This window comes from Mycolicibacterium novocastrense, assembly GCF_001570485.1.
In the GTDB taxonomy this organism is placed as follows: Bacteria; Actinomycetota; Actinomycetes; order Mycobacteriales; family Mycobacteriaceae; genus Mycobacterium; species Mycobacterium novocastrense.
In genome coordinates this window covers 99454-119860 of sequence record NZ_BCTA01000078.1, presented here as the reverse complement: position 1 = coordinate 119860, position 20407 = coordinate 99454, and the positions used below count along the sequence as shown (strand labels likewise).

General features: G+C 66.9%; 18 protein-coding genes and 2 pseudogenes. 8 read left to right on the top strand and 12 right to left on the bottom strand.

The window, feature by feature from the left end; translation table 11 throughout:
• Positions 1-22: 22 nt before the first annotated feature.
• Positions 23-289, top strand: a complete 267-nt coding sequence (locus RMCN_RS25485; RefSeq protein WP_064349525.1) for a YdeI/OmpD-associated family protein — start codon at positions 23-25, stop codon at positions 287-289.
• On the opposite strand, the gene RMCN_RS25480 is transcribed toward RMCN_RS25485, so the two are convergent.
• Positions 290-1495: an NAD(P)/FAD-dependent oxidoreductase gene (locus RMCN_RS25480; protein WP_067395155.1), complete on the bottom strand. Its 1206-nt coding sequence runs from the start codon at positions 1493-1495 to the stop codon at positions 290-292.
• Between the two features lie 173 nt (positions 1496-1668).
• On the opposite strand from RMCN_RS25480, the pseudogene RMCN_RS25475 reads away from it, so the two are divergent.
• Together RMCN_RS25475 and RMCN_RS32230 are read left to right on the top strand one after the other, a co-directional pair.
• A pseudogene (locus RMCN_RS25475) lies at positions 1669-2337 on the top strand (TetR/AcrR family transcriptional regulator); the annotation flags it as partial.
• Positions 2338-2385: 48 nt separating this feature from the next.
• Positions 2386-3297, top strand: a complete 912-nt coding sequence (locus RMCN_RS32230) for a DUF7064 domain-containing protein (protein WP_067395243.1) — start codon at positions 2386-2388, stop codon at positions 3295-3297.
• Here the strand turns inward: RMCN_RS32230 and RMCN_RS25465 are convergent.
• The 5 genes and pseudogenes from RMCN_RS25465 to RMCN_RS25445 all read right to left on the bottom strand — a co-directional run.
• The gene (locus RMCN_RS25465) at positions 3294-4574 is read right to left on the bottom strand and encodes a hypothetical protein (RefSeq protein ID WP_067395152.1); all 1281 of its coding nucleotides are present in this window, start codon (positions 4572-4574) and stop codon (positions 3294-3296) included. The genes RMCN_RS32230 and RMCN_RS25465 overlap by 4 nt on opposite strands.
• Positions 4568-5329, bottom strand: coding sequence for an SDR family NAD(P)-dependent oxidoreductase (locus RMCN_RS25460; protein ID WP_067395149.1), 762 nt, complete (start codon positions 5327-5329; stop codon positions 4568-4570). The genes RMCN_RS25465 and RMCN_RS25460 overlap by 7 nt, the downstream gene beginning before the upstream one ends.
• Positions 5326-7689, bottom strand: coding sequence for a CaiB/BaiF CoA transferase family protein (locus tag RMCN_RS25455; protein WP_067395240.1), 2364 nt, complete (start codon positions 7687-7689; stop codon positions 5326-5328). The genes RMCN_RS25460 and RMCN_RS25455 overlap by 4 nt, the downstream gene beginning before the upstream one ends.
• A 5-nt stretch (positions 7690-7694) precedes the next feature.
• Entirely contained in the window at positions 7695-8666 is a 972-nt protein-coding gene (locus RMCN_RS25450) for an enoyl-CoA hydratase/isomerase family protein (RefSeq protein ID WP_067395146.1), read from the bottom strand.
• Between the two features lie 124 nt (positions 8667-8790).
• Positions 8791-8940 (bottom strand): annotated as a pseudogene (locus RMCN_RS25445) (cytochrome P450); the annotation flags it as partial.
• Between the two features lie 837 nt (positions 8941-9777).
• Here RMCN_RS25445 and RMCN_RS25440 point away from each other — a divergent pair.
• Positions 9778-11175 carry a hypothetical protein gene (locus RMCN_RS25440; protein ID WP_131808604.1) on the top strand — a complete coding sequence of 466 codons (1398 nt, stop codon included), beginning with the start codon at positions 9778-9780 and terminating at the stop codon, positions 11173-11175.
• Between the two features lie 7 nt (positions 11176-11182).
• Here the strand turns inward: RMCN_RS25440 and RMCN_RS25435 are convergent, their stop codons facing one another.
• Complete coding sequence (locus RMCN_RS25435) at positions 11183-12145, bottom strand: NAD(P)H-dependent flavin oxidoreductase (protein WP_165604482.1); 963 nt, start codon at positions 12143-12145, stop codon at positions 11183-11185.
• Between the two features lie 68 nt (positions 12146-12213).
• Here RMCN_RS25435 and RMCN_RS25430 point away from each other — a divergent pair, with 68 nt between their 5' ends.
• From RMCN_RS25430 to RMCN_RS25420, 3 genes are read left to right on the top strand one after another with little or no spacing between them, the layout of a single operon-like run.
• Positions 12214-13263 carry a Rieske 2Fe-2S domain-containing protein gene (locus RMCN_RS25430; protein ID WP_064414434.1) on the top strand — a complete coding sequence of 350 codons (1050 nt, stop codon included), beginning with the start codon at positions 12214-12216 and terminating at the stop codon, positions 13261-13263.
• On the top strand, positions 13260-14351 hold the full coding sequence (locus RMCN_RS25425) for an NAD(P)H-dependent amine dehydrogenase family protein (RefSeq protein WP_067395136.1): 1092 nt from the start codon (positions 13260-13262) through the stop codon (positions 14349-14351). The genes RMCN_RS25430 and RMCN_RS25425 overlap by 4 nt, the downstream gene beginning before the upstream one ends.
• Before the next feature lie 2 nt (positions 14352-14353).
• Complete coding sequence (locus RMCN_RS25420; RefSeq protein ID WP_067395133.1) at positions 14354-14992, top strand: TetR/AcrR family transcriptional regulator; 639 nt, start codon at positions 14354-14356, stop codon at positions 14990-14992.
• A 1-nt stretch (position 14993) separates the two neighbouring features.
• On the opposite strand, the gene RMCN_RS25415 is transcribed toward RMCN_RS25420, so the two are convergent.
• The 3 genes from RMCN_RS25415 to RMCN_RS25405 form a co-directional block, all read right to left on the bottom strand.
• The gene (locus RMCN_RS25415; RefSeq protein ID WP_067395237.1) at positions 14994-15869 is read right to left on the bottom strand and encodes a universal stress protein; all 876 of its coding nucleotides are present in this window, start codon (positions 15867-15869) and stop codon (positions 14994-14996) included.
• Between the two features lie 98 nt (positions 15870-15967).
• Complete coding sequence (locus tag RMCN_RS25410) at positions 15968-17092, bottom strand: acyl-CoA dehydrogenase family protein (RefSeq protein ID WP_067395130.1); 1125 nt, start codon at positions 17090-17092, stop codon at positions 15968-15970.
• A gap of 10 nt (positions 17093-17102) precedes the next feature.
• Positions 17103-18341: an acyl-CoA dehydrogenase family protein gene (locus RMCN_RS25405; RefSeq protein ID WP_067395127.1), complete on the bottom strand. Its 1239-nt coding sequence runs from the start codon at positions 18339-18341 to the stop codon at positions 17103-17105.
• Between the two features lie 134 nt (positions 18342-18475).
• Between RMCN_RS25405 and RMCN_RS25400 the strand changes: the two genes are divergently transcribed.
• Positions 18476-18877 carry a PAS domain S-box protein gene (locus RMCN_RS25400; protein WP_064414387.1) on the top strand — a complete coding sequence of 134 codons (402 nt, stop codon included), beginning with the start codon at positions 18476-18478 and terminating at the stop codon, positions 18875-18877.
• A gap of 1 nt (position 18878) precedes the next feature.
• On the opposite strand, the gene RMCN_RS25395 is transcribed toward RMCN_RS25400, so the two are convergent.
• Positions 18879-19538, bottom strand: a complete 660-nt coding sequence (locus RMCN_RS25395; RefSeq protein WP_067395124.1) for a ScbR family autoregulator-binding transcription factor — start codon at positions 19536-19538, stop codon at positions 18879-18881.
• Between the two features lie 67 nt (positions 19539-19605).
• Entirely contained in the window at positions 19606-20289 is a 684-nt protein-coding gene (locus tag RMCN_RS25390; RefSeq protein WP_067395233.1) for a TetR family transcriptional regulator, read from the bottom strand.
• Positions 20290-20407: the final 118 nt, after the last annotated feature.

The following is a 20407-nucleotide window of genomic DNA, read 5'->3' as shown; positions in this document are numbered from 1 at the left end:
TCTCGCCGTCTATCCTGCGCGCATGGGAAGCTCGCGAGTGTCCGGCGGCGTGGTGCACAAGCTGCCGACCGATCTGCGTAAGGCATTGCTCGCCAACGACACCGCGCTCGCGGCCTGGAACGACATCACCCCGCTGGCGCGCAACGAGTTCATCTGCTGGGTCGAGGACGCCAAGCAGGAGAAGACCCGCGAACGCCGGATCCGCCGGACCCAGGAGGAACTCGAAGAAGGTAAGCGCCGCCCGTGCTGCTGGCCGGGCTGCAAGCACCGTGAGCGAAACGGCAGATAGTCACTGCCCGTACGCGGGCGCCGTCTGCAGTTCCGGTGCCGCCGCGGCGAGCAGCGCCGCACGGTCACCGGTCAGCGGGGGATAGATCCGCTCGCCGTTGATGATCCGCTTTGTGGCCTTGGCCGCCGCGCCGGTGCTCACGACGCGCCGGTCCCAGCCCTCGGTGTACACCGCACCGGCTGCACCGAGGTCGAGCACCGTGACATACCAGGGGATCCGCAGCGTCCTCATGGGCAGACCCAGCAGGTCGCCGATCACGTTGTAGCCCGCGTACCGACCCATCGGCCTGCCGTGCTGACACGACATCACCGACATGTGCTCGTCGTCCATCCGCGCGGCAGCCACATCACCGGCCGCGAACACACCACTCACGCCCTGCACCCGTAGATAGTCGTCGACTGCGACGCGGCCGAACCGGTCCAGCGGAACACCCAGCTGACCGGTCAGCGGATGGGCGCGCATACCGGCACACCAGACGACGGTGGCCGCGTCGATCACCTCACCCGTCGACAGCGTGACGCTGCGCTCACCGACCGCGGTGACGCCCAGTCCGGTGATCACCTCGACGCCGTTGTCGCGCAACGCTTTCTCGATGACCGGCCGTGCGGATGCGCCCATGTCCGAGCCGACGTGTGCATTCCGGTCGACGAGCACCACCCGCGGTGTCCATCGCGGACCGAGAGCGTCCGCCAGCCTCGCGGGCAGTTCGCTGGCCGTTTCGATGCCCGTGAGGCCGGCGCCGACCACGACGGCCGTCGCCGACGCCGGGTCGCCGGCCCGCAGCGAGCGAAGGTGTCTCTGCAGGTTTTGCGCGGCGTCGTAGGTGTCGACGTCGAACCCGAACTGCGCCAGACCGGGGATGTCGGGTGTGACGACGCGACTGCCCGCCGCCAGCACCAGGCGGTCGTAACTCAATGTCGCTCCGTCGGCGGTGCTCACCGTCGCGGCCGCCGGGTCGATTGTGGTCACCTCGGCGGCCAGGTAGCCGACGCCGACGGGATCGAGCAACTGCGACAGCGGGATTCGGCACGGTGTGAGGTCGGCTTCGTAGTTGCGCACCCGGATGTCGTGGTATGGCTTCGGGCTGACGACGGTGACGTCCACCGTGCGGACGTCGAGTTCGTCGAGGCGGCGCGCTGCGCCGAGCGCGGCCCACAGGCCGGCGAACCCCGACCCGGCCACGAGAACACGCGCTGACGTCGGCATCGTCTCATCGTGGTGCGGCGACGGGGCGCGAGCAAGCACCGAGATTAACTCGCGAACTGTACGCCAGGGTCGTGGTGGCCGGCATCCCGCGACCCTCCGGTACATCGCGCGAGCTTCACAACGTGCTGACGCCGCCGACGCTAAATCAATCGCTTGATTTAACCAGGGTCGGGGTGTCTACTGAGTCGGTGACCGCAGCCCGGCCCCTGAGTGGACACCGATCGGAAGGGACGCGCGAAGTACTGCTCGCCGCCGCCGAACGCCTCTTCGCCGAACGGGGTATGCACGCCGTGTCCAACCGCCAGATCAGCGAGGCCGCTTCGCAGGGCAACAACGCCGCGGTCTGCTACCACTTCGGCACCCGCACCGACCTTCTGCGCGCGATCGAGAGCAAGCACCGGGTGCCGATCGAACAGTTGCGCGCCAGGATGTTGCTCGAGATCGGCGCGTCCGCGGACCTGCGGGACTGGGTCGACTGCCTGGTGCGGCCGCTGACCGAACACCTCGACCAGCTCGGCAACCCGAGTTGGTACGCCCGGTTCGCCGCGCAGGCCATGGCCGACCCGACCTACCGCGAGGTCGTCACCAAGGACGCCCTGTCGTCGCCGCATCTGGTCCAGGTGATCGACGGCATCACGGGATGCCTCGCCGACCTGCCCAAGCGAGTCCGCTTCGAGCGGATCGTGATGGCGCGCAACCTGCTCATGCATACCTGCGCCGAACACGAGGGGGCGCTGGCGCACCACGGTCGGCTCGCGCGGTCGCCCTGGAAGCAGGCCGCCGAGGGACTCACCGACGCGATCACCGGGCTCTGGCAGGCGCCGGTCCGTCGCACCGCTTCCGGGAACTCGCGGAGAGCACACGGCCGTGACCTACCTGGATCGAGCGCCATGACAACCGACGCGATCACCGCGGCCGACGAGGTTTTCCACTCCGCCACCGACGATCCGCACTGGAACGAGAGCGGATGGTTCAACTTCGCGATCCCCGAGCGCGACATCAACGGATTCGTGTACTACTTCCACGACGTCCGCACCGGGACCAGCGGAGGCGGGCCCGCGATCTGGGACCCCGGTGGCGAGCAGACCTACGACTGCCTGTTCTACGACTGGCGCTGGATCCAACCTCCGACCGGGACATTGGATTTCACCGACTTCCGACTCCCGAACTCGTTGCGTCACAGGGTCGTCGAACCGATGCACCGCTACCGGCTGTCCTACTCGGAACTGGGACTCGACCTCGACCTCGAGTGGACCTCGCTGATGGCGCCACATGTCCTCGGTGGCGCATCCCCACAGCACTGCCACTTCGACCAACCGGGCCGCATGCGGGGCACCGCGACGCTGAACGGCGAGCGCCTCGACATCGACTGCTTCTCGATGCGGGACCGCACGTGGGGCCCGCACCGCCCCGGGGCCCGCCGCTCCGGTGACTATCTGTGGGCCATCGCCGACGCCGAGTCCAGCTGGCATGCCATCACGATGGCGACCCGGTCCGGTGTCGACCGCGTGATCGGTGGGTATCTGCTGCGCGACGGAACGGTGGGGGAACTCGTGACCGGCGAGCGCCGTGTGCTCGACCGCCGCGCGGGCGCTCCCGTGCGGGTGGTGCTCGACGCAGAAGACGACCGCGGTCGGGCCCTGCACGCCGAAGGCGATGTGCGCACCGCGTTGCGCTGGCTCGGCTGGCCGGGACGGATGACGTTCTGGACGCTGACCGATTGGCGATGGGACGGCCGGCAGGGGTGGGGCGAGGATCAGGAGTTCTTCGCTCGCGAGCAGGTGCGCGCCCTGATGCCTTAGAGCGCACCAAGTTTCGTCACACCACCACGCGTCTGCCACAGGTTCAGCACATTGATCAGCATCTGCAACGGCGCGCGCACACTCTCGTCGGACCGGATACGCGGATCGGTGCGGGTGGTGTGCGGGTCGGCATCGGGCAGCCGCTTGCGGATCAACGCCGGGACGTCGAGTAGCCAGGTGACACCCATCAGCGTCGCGTACAGGACAAGGCATCGCTGTACCGCGGCGGGGTCGAGCATCGGACCACCGCTGGCAAGCACCTCCTTGCAGAACATCTCGAGCAGCTCGTCGAGATGGTGGTCCCACAACGATGTCTCGGCTCCCGACAGAGATCCCCAGACGGCCATCGACACGTTCATCCGGCTGACGCAGCCCCAGTCCATCAGCCCGCAGCGCAACTCTCCGTCGTCGTCGCGCCAGAACCAGGCGTTGTCGACGTTGGCGTTCCAGTGGCACAGCGCGAGGTAGTCGGGGTCGACGCTCAGCTGCTGCCACACTTCCCCTTCGCGCCTCATCAACTCCGTTGCCTCCGTGGTGATCTGAGACAGGAACGACGACGACCGCACGTTGGGCGCGAACAGACCCCGGTGATGCTCGACGAATTCGGCGAGCCGGCGTAGGCGGCGCTCGAGTTGACCGGCGGTGTACGCCGGCGGTTGGCCCACCGTCGCCGCCCGCAGGTCCACCGGAAACTGTGCGATCAGATCGGCGGGCAGCACGCCAGACCGCTCGGTTCCCGCGAGCCGGGCCACCGCGGTCAACAACCCACGATAATGTGTTGGCTGGTCCGGCATTTCGTAGTCCAGGCACTTGTGGTACTGCGGTTCGATCGCGTCAGCGCCGAACGCGATCCGCTCGCTGATCATCAACCCGGTGCCGGTTTCGCGGTGGAAGTCGGAGAACACGGTGGCCGGCACGGCGATCGGAAAGCCCGGGGCGCGGGTGAGCGCGGCGAACCGGGTTTCGGACTCCATCTGGGTGCGACCGATATCGCGCACCGCGTCGTCGAAGTCCCGGGAGAACTTCACGAACAGGTCGGTGTGCGCGTCGGGATGCTGGCGCGCGTAACGCACGCTCAGCAGGGCCTTGCGTCCGGTGCTGCCGCCGGACACCTCCTCGAAGCGCTCGACCGCGACCACCTCGTTGTCGTCGGGCAGCGCACCGTAGGCGCGGAACGCCTCGGTGAGAAAGCCGGTTCCGGCCGCCCGCAGCGAGTCGGGATGGGCGGGGAACGCGAGTCCGGTCGCGTCGCCGCGCACCCAGTCGATCTTCACCATGTCTGTTCCGCCGCGCGAACGAGGAACTCGTTGACCGCGACGTGCCGGTCGCGTGTCACCATGTACCTCACGGCATCCGCGACGTCCTCGGGCCTCAGTTTGACCATCCCGGTTGTCCTGGATTGTCGAGCCGTAAGCGCCTGCGGGTCAAGGTGATCGAAGATCTCGGTCTCGACGGTGCCCGGTTCGACGATTCCCACGCGGACGCGGTTACCGATGAGTTCCTGGCGAATGCCCTCGCTGAACGCGTTGACGCCGAACTTGGTCAGCGAGTAGACGGCGGTTCCCGGCCGCGCCACCCGCCCGCCCGTGGAGCTGATCGTGACCACGTCGGCGACACCGCGGACAGAATCGCAGGCCGCGGCGATCAGATGGGGCAGCGCCGCACGCGTGGCGTACAGGACGCCTCGAATGTTGACCGACACCAGGGCGTCCCAGTCGGCCAGCGCCGCTTCGGCAGCCACACCCATCCGCAGCAAGCCGGCGTTGTTGATCAACGTGTCGAGGCGCCCCCACTCGTCGACGGTCGTCGCCACCGCGCCCGCCACCTGATCGGCATCGGTCACATCGGCGGGCACCACCAGTGCCCTGCCTCCCGCCTCCTCGATCTCCCCGGCGACCGCCCTCAAGCGCTCAGAGCGCCGAGCCAGCAACGCGATCGACGCGCCCTCGACGGCCAGCGCACGCGCGGTTGCCGCACCGATCCCACTGCTGGCGCCCGTCACCAACGCCACCGTCCCGGCCAACGCGGTCATCTGTTCCCCCCGTCCGTGCGCCCGAGGATGTCACCGAGCACATAGTCGTTGTGTTCGCCCAGAATCGGTGCTCCACGCTCGATCCGGGCGGGACGCGTCATCAGCCACGACGGCCCCAGCACGGGTCGCTGTCCCTCGAGCCGGTCCGACACGAACCGATACGTGCCGCGTTCCCAGAGCATCTCGTCACCGATGACCTCGGTGGCCGTTGCACTCTTGGCCGCGGGCACGCCGAAAGAACGCAACCGACACGCGAGGTCGGCAGCGTCATGATGGCGGGTCAACGCGCTCAGCTCGGCATCCAGGGCCGCCGCGTTGGATTGCCGCGCATCCACCGTCGGATAACGGGCGGCGAGCACACCGGCGCCCAGCGCGCCGCACATTCGGTGCCAGACATCGTCGTCCGCGACGGCGACCGCGATCCAGTCACCGCCCGCGCAGGGATAGCAGCCGTGCGGCGCCATGTCGGGGTTGCGGTTGCCGTCGGGCCCCAGCAGCATGCCGGTCAGATTCTGCTCGAACAGGCAGTCGCCCACCATCGATGAGAGCACCTCGACGGCGGAGACGTCGACGAATTGGCCCTGCCCGGTGCGCTCTCGGTGCAGTAGCGCCGCCACGGCGGACATCGCCGCGGCCGCACCCACGGTGGAATCGCCGTAGCGCATGCTCGCCCCGAGCGGAGGGCCGTCCGGATAGCCGACCAGCGAGGCGAGGCCCGCCAGGGCGGCGAAACACGGCGCGTAGCCGGTCTGGTGGCCCAGCGGCCCGTCGTTACCCCACATCTTGACCGACACCGAGATGATGTCCGGTTTGAGCGCGGTCAGGTCCCGGTATCCGAGGCCTTGGCGTTCCATGGCGCCGGGCCGCAGGTTGTTGAGCACGATGTCGCTGCGAGAAATCAATGCCAACAGGGCATCCCGGCCCCGGGGAGTCTTGATGTCGAGGTCGACGCTGAGGATCTCGGGGTTGATGCTCAGGAAATAGGGGGCGTGGTTGATGTCGGTGCCGCCGTAGGCGCGCATCTCCTCGGGAGTGGCCGAGCACTCGACCTTGATCACCTCGGCGCCGAGGAAGGCCAGCAACTTGCCGGCGTAGGGTCCCGCCCACACCTTGGTCAGCTCGACGACGCGTACACCTTGCAGCGGACCACCCCGCGAATCGTTCGGGGTCTTGAGTTGAGGGTTGCGCACCGCGGGCGGGGTGTGCGGGCGCGAGAGTTCGGCCAGGACCTCGTCGGTGTGCTGGCCGAGCCAGGGTGCGGGGCGAGCGATGCGGGCCGGCGTCGCGCTCAGTCGGTAACCCACGGTGGGGTAGGCGCTTGTGCCCAGTGCGGGATGGGTGACCTCACAGAAGAATTCCCGGTGCCGGTACTGCGGTGAACGCAGGAGTTCGGCCGCGCCGTTCACCGGTACCAAGGGAACGTCGAGTCCCTGCGCGGATTCCGCGGTGTCCGCACCCGGCCGGTCGCGCATCCAGTCGGCGAAGCCGCGCCGGAAGTCGGCGACTTTCTGGGGCGTGACGCCGAATTCCAGCCAGTCGTCCTCGAATTCGTCGAGCCATGCCGGGGTACCCATCAGCGTTTTGAGGCCCAGCCAGTGCGCGCGGTTGGTCATGTAGAGGTAGACGAAGCCGTCGCTCGAGGCGAAAGACGTCGCGGGTCCGGCCTGGTCGTAGTCGTCGCGGCGATTCTGCGGCGCGATCTCCCCGGTGATGAACCGGCCCAGGATGCAATCGGCCCGGGAAGCCATGACGGCCTGCGCTGACACGTCGATGTACTCGCCCCGCCCGGTGTGCATGCGGTCGAACAGCGCCGACATCACACACAGGGCGGCATCCAGAGCGCCTTCGTAGTCGGTGAGGAACCGGCCGGGTCCCTTCAACGGCGGCCGGTCCGGGTCGGCGTGGCTGGGAGTGTGGTAGCCCCACCCGCTGGCGTGAAAGACGTTCAGCCCCACCGCGTTGTCGAGTGCGATCGGTGCGGTGCGGCCGAATGGCGTGACGGCGCAGAACACCACGTGGGGATGACGACGGGCGACCTCGGCTGCTGTCACTCCGTGCTCGGAGGCCCAGGTTGCGCTGTGGTCGTCGATCACCGCGTCGGCGGTGGCGATCAACTCATGTGTTGCGGCGGCGTCGAATTCGACGGATCGCTTGCTGGTGTTGAGGTAGGCGAACAGCGCGCTGCGCTCGGGACCGTCATCGCCACCGATGAGGGGGGCCATGGCCCGGGTGGGACTGCCCCACCCGGGCCGTTCGACTTTGATGACGTCGGCGCCCAGATCGGCGAGCAGCTTGCCGCAGTACTCACCGGCGACCCGCTCGGCCACTTCGACGATCCGGAAGCCGGTCAGCGCCGACATGCCGGTCAGGGCTTGTTGCGTCCCGACCGGCTCAGCCGCCACTCCGGTGGGAAGTTCATATCGTTGTCCTTGACCACGTTGTTGAGCCCCTTCTCGAAGGTGCCCTCGGTGAGATCGACGTCGTTGCGCTGGTCGTTCTGGATCAGCGGCAGCATCCCCTCGACCATGCCGGTCAACAGGCTGCCGAAGTACTCGCCCTTGTGCTGCTTGTACAACTCGAGGAAGGTCTTCTGCACCGCGACCGTGTCGGTCGGACGCGACTTCGAGCAGGCGAGCGCGTACTTCTCGGTCTCGGCTTCCAACTGGTCTCTGGGCACGACGCTGTTGAGGAAGCCGCACTCGTACATCTCTTTCGCGCTGAACGGCCGGCCGGTGAACAACATCTCGGAGAACTTGCGCAAGCCCATCGTCTCGGCCCACCACCACAACCGCGGGCCCCAGCCGACATAACGGAACGCCGGATGGCCGAAGAGCGCGTCGTCGGAGGAGACCACGAGATCGGCGTCGCCCGCCTGATAGAAATGCCAGCCGTAGCAATACCCCTTCGCTTCGATGATGCTGACCTTGCGAAGTTCCTGCAGCGGCCGGTTGCCGGCACGCGCCTTGGCGTAGAAGTCGGTCACCGTCGACAGGTAGCGATACGAGCCGCCGGGCGGGTACTTGACGTCGTCGTCGTTGATCGCGAGTTCGTGCAGCAGCGGCATGCCCGGGTTCTCGAGCATGTCCCGCTGTTCGGGAAGATCGCCGCCGCTACCGAAATCCTCTCCCTCACCGCGGATCACGACGACCTTGACGTCGTCGTCGACGTTGCACTTGTGGATCATGTCGGCGTAGAGCTGGCGCATGCCCATCGTCGTCGAGTTCTGCGCCTCAGGCCGGTTGAACGTGATGTAGGCGATCCGGTTCTTCCGGTCCTTCTCGAACCGGATGTGCTGCTCGGCTTCCCGCTTCATCTCTTCGTAGTCGTACTCTGGCATCGTCGCTTCCTCCACTTTGTGTCATCTCCAGTAGGCGGCCCGGCAGCCGGGCAGCTGAACGCCTCCGACGCAATCGAATTCGTCAGCGGCGAAGACTCTGATCGTTATGCGTATCGCTCGTCCGTCAAACCACCACGGCAGGCATCGAGTCCCATCCACGCACGGTGGACGTCGGGCTGAGTTCGGCATCGGTGAGGTCGACGTGCCAGTCCGGGAATCGTTGAAGAATCTCGTCCAGCGCGATCCGTCCCTCCAGTCCTGCGAGCGCGTTGCCCCGACCGGCTTTGATGCTCTCCAGAACCGCCCCGCGCGCCGAGCTGAACAGCAGCGCTGCGTCGACATCGGCGTAGCGGCTCAGCGCATGGAAGTGGTGCTCGGCGCTGTAGTACAGCGGCGCGTGCACGCGGATCCGGGCGAACATCGGATCGGCATCGCGGTTGAGGTGGGGGTCGTAGTGCACGTCCCCCTTCTTGACGGCGCTGTCTCGGCTGTCTCGCACACCTTCGTCAGCGCTCACCGTCATCTGCGTTCCGCCTTCCACCGGACCTCACTCACTAGCGGTGACGCCACGCGCCACCGGTTCGTGGACAGTCTGTCAGCGCTCGCCCGCGGCGGGGCTGTTTAGACCTTCCGCTTAAAACGCCGTGTCCTCGTTCCAGCGGACCGTTTCCCGGCTACTAAATGGTCACCAAGATCAATGTTCCGGCGATTTGGTTTCGCCTCCGGGAAGCGCACGTTTCCCAGTGGACCTCCGGCTCGGACGTCGCGGTGTCATGGCGGGGTGGTCACCGACCACGACCTGCCCCGATGGCGGAGGATGAGGCCGCGCTGCCCACCCCGCGAACCAGTCGTCGCCATTCCGGACCTCGACTTGTGAACCAGTCGCGGCGAGGTTGATCTTGAGCCGCCATTCACGATGGTTCTTCGGTCGGCAAAGATTTGCAGCAATCCACTCGCAAACGTCACCAATAGCTCTGTATTGCGGGGCTATATCTATGTAACAATCGTCTATCAAACCCTCTCTCAACGAGGGTTCTCTTTTCGGACGGAGGCGATCATTCCCACGTCACCTTTGCGCGTCACGGCGGGTGTATGTGTACTCGCTGCCGGATTGCTGTTCGGCGCCGGCGGCGCCATCGCCAGTGCTGACGACTCGAGTAGCGCGGGAACGAGCGGCTCGACCGGGGCGGGCCCGGGTTCCACCACCAGCGCCGACGGTTCGGAGACTCCCGGCGCGACCACCGGGACCGCGACCAACACCACTCCGAAGATCGACCGGCGCTTCCGGCTGCGCCTCCCGGATTTCTCCCGGCAGTCGCCCTCGCGGCAGAACGGATTCAACCGGCCGACGACCATCCTGCGCGGCGGCGTCGAGACGCAGGCCGAGAAGGACGCGAAGCTGGAGGGTTCCGACCTCGCGTCCGACAACGAGACCGCGGCGGTCGACGATGCCAAGACCACATCCGATCCGCAGGGGACTGAACTCGGCATCGAGGCGGAGACCACCGAGAACGCAACCGGCCCCGCCACCCAGGAACTGACGACGGAGACCGAAACCGGTGCTGAGGGCCCGGTGCCGACGGTGCCCGCCGACGCCTCGGGAACTCAACCCGACTCGAACTCCGCCGCAGACGATGCCGCGGCGTCACCGACCCCGCAGACGGGGACGACGCCGCAGACGGGGACGACACCCGCAGTTGAGGTCGATGCCCCGGTCACGCCGGAGGCCAAGACCGCCGATCCGCTGACCAACGCGTTCGTCACCATCAATGGCGCGATGGTGACGTGGTCGGAGTCGCTCGCCGCGCTGCAGACATCGAAGACGCCGGTCCGAGATGCGATCACCTCGCTGCAGACCATGCTGACGACCGTGGCCGGCGCAGTCACGCGGGTGCCGTCGGACTTCTACGCCATGCTGGGCATCCCCACTTCGGCCGGTCCGCCCCAGTCGTTCATCGGTGGAAGCGGCACGCTGGACGCCAGGAAGGTCAACGCCCCGACCGGCGGAACACTGGTCGGACCCCATCCGGGTGAAGCCACGCGGCCCGTGGTCCCCGCGGACAGCGGGTCGTTGTTCGGCACCATGGCCCCGCCCCCGGTACAGGGCAAGGTGGCCACCACTGACACCGTCCAACCGCTCTCGGTCTCGGGAACGGTGCCGCTGAGCACCGCCGCGGCGCCCGCCAGTGCGAAGTCCATCTTCGAGCACGTCATCGAGGCGGTCCTGGTGCCGGCATCGTTGACGGCTCTGGCTGCTCTGGCGTTGCCGGGTGTCGGCGCCTTGCTCATCGTCGCCGCCGCGGGCATCCGTGTCGGCTACCGGCAGGCGAAAGCCGCTGTCGCGCTGCGAGCCTCCGGTATCGCGCGGTTCGCCGGACCGGGTCCGCTGGGCGTCGTCCGCGCGGGCTCCATGGTTGCGCTACGACAGCGCGCCCGTGGGCCGCGCACCAAACGCGCGGTGTGCCCGGAGGCGGACCGCCTGGCGCGCAGCCACGAACGCGTCGCCTAGCCTGCGGCTACATCCTCGATTTGGCGTCGGTCAACGCCGCATCGATCTCGGTCCATGTGCGCCGCACGATGTCCGCGACCGGCAGCAGCTCGCCGATCCGGGACGAGACCTGTCCGGTGTTGGCCACACTGGCGTCCATATCGCCGTCGAAGTACAGCTCGGTGATCTTGCCCAGCAGGCGGGCGCCCGGGTCGTGAGCCGCGACCCGTGCGGCCAGCCCGGTGCGCAGGACGCGCATCGTCGGGTTGCCGGGGATGTCGAGCAGCACGGTCCCGGAGTCGTCGGCCGTCACGATCGCGTCCTTGAAATTCGCGTGCACGGCCGCCTCGACGCTGGCCAGCATCCGGGTGCCCATCTGGACGCCTTCGGCGCCGAGGACCAGCGCCGCGGCCGCCGAGCGGGCGTCGCACATACCTCCCGCCGCAATGATCGGCAGGTCCACGTTCTCGGCGACCAACGGGAGAAGCACCATCGTCGACGCGCCCAGCAGCGACTTGAACCCGCCGCCTTCGACGCCCTCGACCACCAACGCGTCGACGCCGGCATCGGCCGCCTTGCGCGCGCCCTTCAAGGATCCGACGACGTGTACGACCGTCATGCCGGCGTCGTGCAGGCGTGCGGTGAACAACGCCGGATCGCCCGCCGAGGTGAAGACGTGGTTCACCCCGGCCGCGGCCAAGATGTCGACGATCGACGGGTCGGCCTTCCAGCCTTGGATCATCAGGTTGGCCGCGACCGGCTTGTCGGTGAGCTCCCGCACCCGCTGCAGATCGGCGCGGCCGTCCTCGGTCAGCGTCTCGATCATGCCCAGGCCGCCGGCCTCGGAGACCGCCGCGGCCAGTTCGGCCCGCGCGATGTAGGTCATGGGCGCCTGCACGACGGGGAAGTCGACGCCGAGGAGCTCCTGGATTCGGTTGGTCACGACGTCATTCTGCGGTGAGGCCCGCCTGCGGCGAAATACCCTGGCCATTTTTACATTGAGTGCTCTATCATTTGTCGGACCGAGACCCAGTGGCAGCGCAGCCCGAGAGGACGTCGATGGCCAAGCCACCCCTGTCGATGAAGCCGACCGGATGGTTCCAGGTCGCGTGGTCGGCAGAGCTCAAGCCCGGCGACGTCCGGCGGATGAAGTACTTCGACCGCGAGATGATCGCCTGGCGAACATCTTCCGGCCAGGCCGTGGTGATGGACGCGTACTGCGAGCACCTGGGGGCCCATCTGGGCTACGGCGGCCATGTCGAGGGTGACGTCATCGAGTGCCCGTTCCACGGCTGGCAGTGGAACTCCGAAGGCCGCAACGTCTGTATCCCGTACCAGGACCGGCCGAACCGCGGCCGTCGGATCCGCAGCTACCCCGTCACCGAACGCAACGACTCGATCTACATCTGGCACGACATCGACGGACGTGCACCCTATTTCGACGCGCCGGACATCTTCGGCAGTTTCGGTGACACCCGCACCGCTGCCGACTACTACCCGCCGATGACGCTGCACCGCGAGGGCCTCGAACTGCATCCTCAGTACGTGCTGGAGAACGGCGTCGATTTCGCGCACTTCAAGTTCGTGCACAAAACACCGATCATCCCGGTCTTCACTCGCCACGACTTCGCCGAGCCGTGGTCGTATGTCGACTTCACTATCACCTTCGAAGGCGACGAGACCCAGTCGATCGACGACGTCCGAAGCGGTGTGGAAGCCATCAACGGTGGTCTCGGCATCGCGGTGACCAAGAGCTGGGGCATGGTGGACAACCGGACGATCTCGGCGATCACCCCCGTGGACGACCGAACATCGGATGTCCGGTTCATGGTCTACATCGGACGGACCCCCGGCCGCGACGACCAACGGGCCGAGGCCAAGGCCACCGAGTTCGGCGCCGAGGTCATCCGCCAATTCACCCAGGATGTGCACATCTGGTCGCACCAGCGCTATTCCGACCCGCCCGCGCTGGCGACGGCCGAGTACGAGGGTTTCACCGCATTACGCAAATGGGCGATCCAGTTCTATCCCGACGGCCGCGGCGGCAATGCCGCGGACCTCGAAACATCCCGCGCCACCACGTCATCCGAGAAAGGCCCGACCCGATGACCGCACACCCCGCCCGCCCGACACGTGTCTTCCAGGTTGCCACGGGCAACCTCGGGACCGAGATGATCAAGCGGATCGGGGAGCATCCGGATCTCGAGCTCGTCGGACTGCACTGCTACACACCTGAAAAGGTCGGACGTGACGCCGGTGAGATCGTCGGCATCGACCCGATCGGGGTGACGGCCACCGGCACGGTCGAGGAGATCCTCGCCGCCGAACCCGATGTGCTGACCTTCCACGGCGTGTTCCCCGATGAGGACCTCTACGTCCGGGTTCTCGAGGCGGGCATCAACATCGTCACCACGGCCGACTGGATCACCGGCTGGCACCGCGACACCAACCATCCGCATCCCTCGGGTAAGTCCGTGTCCCAGCTCCTCGAAGAAGCCTGTCGCAAAGGCGGTTCCACGTTCTACGGCACCGGGATGAACCCCGGCCTCAACCAGATTCTCGGCGTCGTGTGTTCGGCCGACGTCGCCGAGATCGAGAACGTCACCACGATCGAGTCCGTCGACGTGTCGTGCCATCACTCGCGCGACACCTGGATCGAGGTCGGCTACGGCCAACCCGTGGACGATCCGCAGATCCCGGGCAAGCTGGAGAAGTACACCCGGGTGTTCGCCGACAGCGTGCTGATGATGGCCGACTGCTTCGATCTGGAACTCGACGAGGTCAAGTTCAGCTACGAATTGGGCGCCTGCACAAAGGATGTGGACCTCGGCTGGTATCAGCTTCCGAAGGGCTCGCTGGGCGGGAACTACATCAAGTACCAGGGCATGGTCGACGGGGTCCCGCGGGTGGAGACACATCTGGAATGGCAGATGACACCGCACACCGACCCACACTGGGATATCAAGGGCTGCTACATCACCCAGATCAAGGGTGACCCGTGCGTGTACAACAAGCACATGATCTTCCCGAAGCCCGGCGTGGACCTGTCGAATCCCGAGGACTTCGCCTCCATCGGCATGACGGTCACGGGAATGCCTGCGCTGCATGCCATCCGGTCTGTGGTGGCCGCGCCGCCGGGGTTGATCACCAGCGCCGACCTGCCACTGCGCGGGTTCGCCGGCCGCTTCAAGAGGTAGGAATGCCCCAGGCCGCCAACGTCGCGCCGCGCCGCCCGCCCAACGGCAAGCAGGTCCGCGCGGATCGCACCCGCGCGATGGTCATCGAGGAGACGGTGCGCTGCGTCCTCGAGGAGGGATTCGCCGCGGCGAGCGCCAAGCACATCACCGAACGCGCGGGCGTGACCTGGGGGGTGATCCAGTACCACTTCGGTGACCGGGACGCGTTGTTGATGGCCGTCGTCGACGAGGGCTTCGGGCAACTGGTGGCCTGCCTGCACGACGTCCAGGCCGAACTGGGGGAGCACCACGGGCGCGCGCGCACCGAACTGGTGATCAACGCGGTCGCCGACGCCTTCCTGAGCCCGACATCCGTTGCGGCGCTGGAAATCTTGATCGCCACCCGAACCGGGCGCGCCGATGCTCAGCAGCGTCATCTGGCGGAGCTGTTCTCCACACTGACCCGGCTCGGCCGGTTCGTCGCCGAGGGCCTCGAGCGCAAACACGCCGACGCGGTGGGCAACCTGATCTGGACCACGCTGATGGGGGCGATGGTGGCCAAGATGGCGGTCGAGGAACCGGTCGACGTCGGCCGCGAGCTGCGGGCGTTGACCGACGTTGTCACGGCCTACGTCGAACTTCGGCTCCGGGCCGCGCGGTAGCTCACCGCGGCCGGACGACGATTACCGGTGCCTTGGCCGATTGAGCGACCTTGGTGGCGACGGAGCCGAGCACAAGGCTCGAGAATCCGCCGCGGCCCCGGCTGCCGACGACGACGAGCGCAGCCTCGCCCGACTCCTCGACGAGCCGTCGCGCGGGGTCGTCGCTGACGATCCGGCGCTGTACCTGCACATCCGGGTACCGCTCCTGCCAGCCGGCGAGGCGCTCGGCGAGGATCCGGTGCCCGCCCTCTTCGTACCGTTCCCAGTCGGTTCCGATGGAAGGAAACGACGCGTCGCTCCACGCGTGCATGGCGATGAGCGGCACCCCACGCCTCGAGGCCTCGTCGAACGCCAGCGCGGTGGCCTCTTCGGAGGCCGGCGATCCGTCGACGCCGACGAGGACGGGTGCGCTGGTCTCGGCGGCGGGCGCGTCATCGGTGCGCACGATCGCGATCGGCCCGCGTCCGTGATGCAGCAGGGCACTGCTGACCGAGCCGAGGAAGGCCCGGCCGAGGACACCGAGGCCTCGGGACCCGGACACGGTCATGTATGCGTCGCGCGAGGCGGCGACGAGCGCCGCGGGCGGAGCGGAGTTCACGATGTGCGTTTCGATGGCCGGCGGCGCCGTGTCACCCGCAGCGGCCTGCACGCTTTTCTGCGCCGCGTCGAGGATGTCGCGGCCGTTGGATTCCATCGACTCGACGTAGCTGGCTTCCAGATACGCCACCGGCCAGGTCACCACGACGGGCGCGATCGCATGGAGCAACCTGATCGGTTCGTCCCGCAACAGGGCCTCGCGAGTGGCCCACCGGATGGCGGCCTCCGAGTCCGGTGATCCGTCGACGCCAACAAGAATTCCGCTGGGACCGGCAGCCATGATCTCTCCCTTCGCCACATGGCGGTTGACCGACTCCACGTTAGGTGGTCGGCGGTGCATGTGGACAGAGCCTTTGGTCCCTCATGCCGACGCGAGGGTCAGGACCTGGTCAGCTCCGCGTATCGGGTGACGTGGAAGTCGGTGGTGCCGAACTCGTACTGCAGCGCCGTGAGCCGCTTGAAATAGTGGCCGATCGCGAGTTCCTCGGTCATGCCCATACCGCCGTGCAGCTGAACCGACTGCTGTCCGATGAATCGCGCGGCCCGACCGACGGTGGCCTTGGCGGCCGAAACCGCGCGTGCCCGCACATCCGGTTCGGCCTCGAGATTGAGGACCGCCAGGTAGGTGGCCGACACCGCCTGTTCGACTTCCATGTACATGTCGACCATGCGGTGCGCCAACACCTGAAAACTGCCGATCGGCTGGCCGAACTGCTGGCGTTGTTTGGCGTATTCGATGGTGTCGGCCAACACCTTCCGCATGCACCCGACCGCTTCCGCGCAGACCGCGGCGGCTCCTTCGTCGCGGGCCTGCGCCAGCGACGGCCACGCCGAGCCCTCCTCGCCGAGCAGCGCGTCGGCCGGAAGCCGCAGGGCGTCGAAGGTGAGGTCGGATGCCCTGCGGTCGTCGATGGTGCGGTAGTGGTGGGCGGCGACGGCGTCACCGGCTGACTCGAGATCGACGAGAAACAGCGAGATCCCGTTGGTGGTGCGCGCGGTGGCCAGAAGGTGAGTGGCCAGAGGCGCACTCGCGACGACGATCTTGGACCCCCGCAGCACCCATTCGTCACCGTCGCGCTCCGCGCTGGTCGCCACCTCCGCCCAATTGTGGCCGGACGCCGACTCGTTCGCCGCCAGCGCGACGATCGCCGTTCCCTCGACGATCCGCTCGAGCAGCGCCGAAGCCCTCTCACCGCCCGCACGCTGCAGCAGGCCACCGGACACGACAACGGTGTCCACGTACGGCTCGACGGCCAACGCATGTCCGAGCGCCTCGGCGATCACCATCACCTCGACCGGCCCGCCACCGATCCCGCCGAGGTCCTCGGGCAACGCGGCGCCGAGGATTCCGAGTTCGTTGGCGAACCCGGCCCAGATGTCGGGCTGCCAACCGGCACCCGACTTCGCCGCCGCGCGGCTGCTCTCGAGCTCGTATCGGCTTGACAAGAACTTGTTCAAGCCGTCGCGCAGCAGTTCTTGTTCCTTGCTCAGGTTGAAGTCCATCTCAAGCCCCTCAGAGTCCCAGCGCCGCTTTGGCCAGGATGTTGCGCTGAATCTCGTTGCTGCCGGCGTAGATCGAGCCGGCCCGGTCGTTGAAGTAGCGCAACGGCGCGACCGCCTGCCACGGTTCACCGCTGGTGTATCCGTCCGACGGCGGTTCGAACTCGGCGATCGGTCCGCCGGGGCAGGTGGCGTGCGGCTGGTAGACGCGGCCGCGCGGTCCGGCCGCTTCCATGGCGAGTTCGGTGATCGCCTGGCTCAACTCGGTTGCGAGCACCTTGAGCATCGACGAAGCGGCGCCGGGGTTCTTACCTTCGGCCACCGTCGCCAGCACCCGGTACTCGAGGATCTCGAGCACCTCGGTGCGGATCCGCGCATCGGCCAGCTTGCGGGCGAAGGCGGGGTCGTCGATCAGTCGGCCGCCGCCGGGGCCCGGTTCAGTGGCCGCGACGGCGGCGATCTCCTGCGCCATCACCTGCAGTGCCGGTGACGACGCCCCTCCACCGCGTTCGAACTCCAGCAGATACTTGGCGACGGTCCATCCGTCATCGATCTCGCCGAGGACGTTCGACATGGGCACGCGCACCTCGTCGAAGAAGACCTGGTTCTGTACCTCTTCTCCGGATGTCATCACCAGCGGCCTGATCTCGATGCCGGGGGAGGACATGTCGATGAGCACGAACGTGATGCCCTGCTGCTTCTTCTGACCTTTCGACGTGCGCACCAGCGCGAACATCCAGTTCGCCTCGCGGGCGTGCGTCGTCCAGATCTTGCTGCCGGTGCAGACGAGGTCGCCGGCCGACTCGTCGAGGACCGCCGCCATCGACAGCGCGGCCAGATCGGACCCCGCCTCGGGTTCGGAGTAACCCTGACAGAAGAAGACCTCGCCGGTGAGGATGCGGGGCAGGAAGAAGTCCTTCTGTGCGTCGGTCCCAAACTTGATCAGCGCGTGGGCAACCATCCGGATCCCCATCGGTGACAGCGACGGCGCACCCGCGAGCGTGGACTCCCGGCTGAATATGTAGTGCTGGGTGAGGCTCCAATCGCAGCCGCCGTACTCGACCGGCCAAGCCGGTGCGGCCCAGCCCCGCTCGTGCAGGATCTGCTGCCATTTCATGCTTGCGTCGTGGTCGGCGTAGACGCTCGTCATGAGGCGGCCCGCGCGGCGAATCTCGGGCGTGAGCTTCTCGTCGAGAAAACTGCGCACCTCGTCACGAAACGCCGTGTCGGCCGGTGACCACTTCAGGTCCATCGTCGATCCCCTGTCTCTTGACGCCCTACACAGTAAACCTAGTTGACTAGGTGGCCTTTCCGGGGGCGTTGAGTGGACGGCGCTCGTACCTAATAGTGGAACGGGGGCGCTGGGGCGACGGCATAATTGAATCCGTGGAGCGACGACGAGACGGTCAGGTTGCGAAATCACCGACGGCTGTTCTCGGGGAGTTGCCGGCTGTGGTGGTGCTCGATCGTCTGCCGGTACCGGTGTTGGCGATCGCAGAAGACGGTGCGATCGTATTCGCCAACGAGGCGTTCGCCGACATGGTGGGCTATTCCGCCGATGCGCTCCGCGAGCTGCATTTTCATCAGATCTTCCACACCCTGCCCGCCGATGAGTCCGCGGTGTCGGTGATGCGCGCGCACGAGGAGCTGGTCGTCGAACTGCTACACCGGGACGGATCGATCGTGCGGGCCAGGATGAGCAAATCGGCCCTGCGGCGCGGCAGCGACCCGGTCGCGCTGGCCACCTTCCAGGACCTGACCGAACAGCTCTGGGTCGACGAACTGTGAGTCAGGGCTCGAGGGGCGGGGCGGATTGGCGCATCGACTCGCGAGCCAGGTACTGCTGGAAATAGCTCAGCGACTCGTCGGTCACCAGGGCCGGCAGCAATATCTCCCATACCCGCCCGAGGCGCTCGACCACGTTGACACCGGAAGCCATGATCGTGGACAGGAGTTCGGCGCCCACCATCGTTCCGAGGATGGTCTCGGCGACGGCTGACGGATTCAGCTCGGCTCGCAGATCGCCGTCTTCGATCGCCTCGACGGCATGCGAGGTGATCTCGTCGAGCCAGCGGGAGTAGGCGCTGGCCGCCGCTATGTGGAACTCGCCGAAGGCGCGCATCAGATGGATGCTGCTGCGGGCAATGGCGTCGGTGTTGAGGAGGCCCACGATGACGAAACTGCTGTGAATGATGCGTTCGAGCGCAGGTGCCGACGATTCCCGGATCCTGGCGAACTCCCGGAACAGGATCGCGCTGCCTTCCTCGATGATCGCGGTGCCCAGCGCCTCCTTTGAATCGAAGTGATAGTACAGAGCGCCCTTCGTCATTTCCGCGCGCTCGATGATATCGCCCAGACTCGTTGTGGCATAACCGATCTCATTGAACAATCCCACGGCCGAGTCGATGATCCGTCGTCGGGTCGCCTCAGATCGGGCTTGGCGCGCCATCGCCGGTACCTCCGGATCCTCCGACGGCCTCAACCGGGTGGAGATGGCCTGGTCGGGGGATCATAGATCATCCAAGCGGGGTTGCCCTCTTCACGGCGACGGCGGTGCGCCGCTTGACGAACTCGGCGAGATAGGAGAAGCGGTCCTGGTGGGCAAGGCCGGGCAGAAGCAGCATCCAGGCCGACTGGAGGTCGCGCATGAAGCGTTCGGGGTCGTCGAGATCGCTGGTCTGACGTAAGCCCATGTAGACAGATACCAGAAGGCGGCCGATCGCCGCGGTGTCGGCGTGGTCGCGGATGTCGCCCTCGGCGACCGCTCGGTCGATGACCTTCGCGTAACCCTCGACCCACGTGCGCAGAATGTCGGGCTGCAATCCATCGGTGCGGCCGATGGACTCCAGGAGATTCAGTCCTGCCCTGGCCACCTCGCTGCCGATGTCGTCGATCGCGAGCCGAAAGGACAGATCGATGAGCGTCTCGAGGCCGGACAATCTGCGTGCCAGCACCTCATCGACCGATGCCCGCGCTTCCTCCATGCGTAGTTCGACGATGGCCGACGCCAGCGCATGTTTGGAACGGAAGTGGAAGTACATCGCCCCCTTGGTGACCGCGGCGTCGGAGAGGATGTCGTCGAGGTTGACCCGGCTGTAGGAGCTGCGGGCGAACAGACGAGACGCCGCACGCAAGATCTGGAGCCGCGTCGAGTCCGACCGTCGATCGACCTGTTCGGCCGGTGGGGGTACGCGGTTCAGCGGGGGCCTCGTTTGCCTGAAATTAACCAACCCTGCAATTCTTCCATCCACTTCCCCGGTTCGACGAATTCTCTCGAGTTAGCTGTGTGCGACAACGCGGGTGGCCACCTGTTCTTCC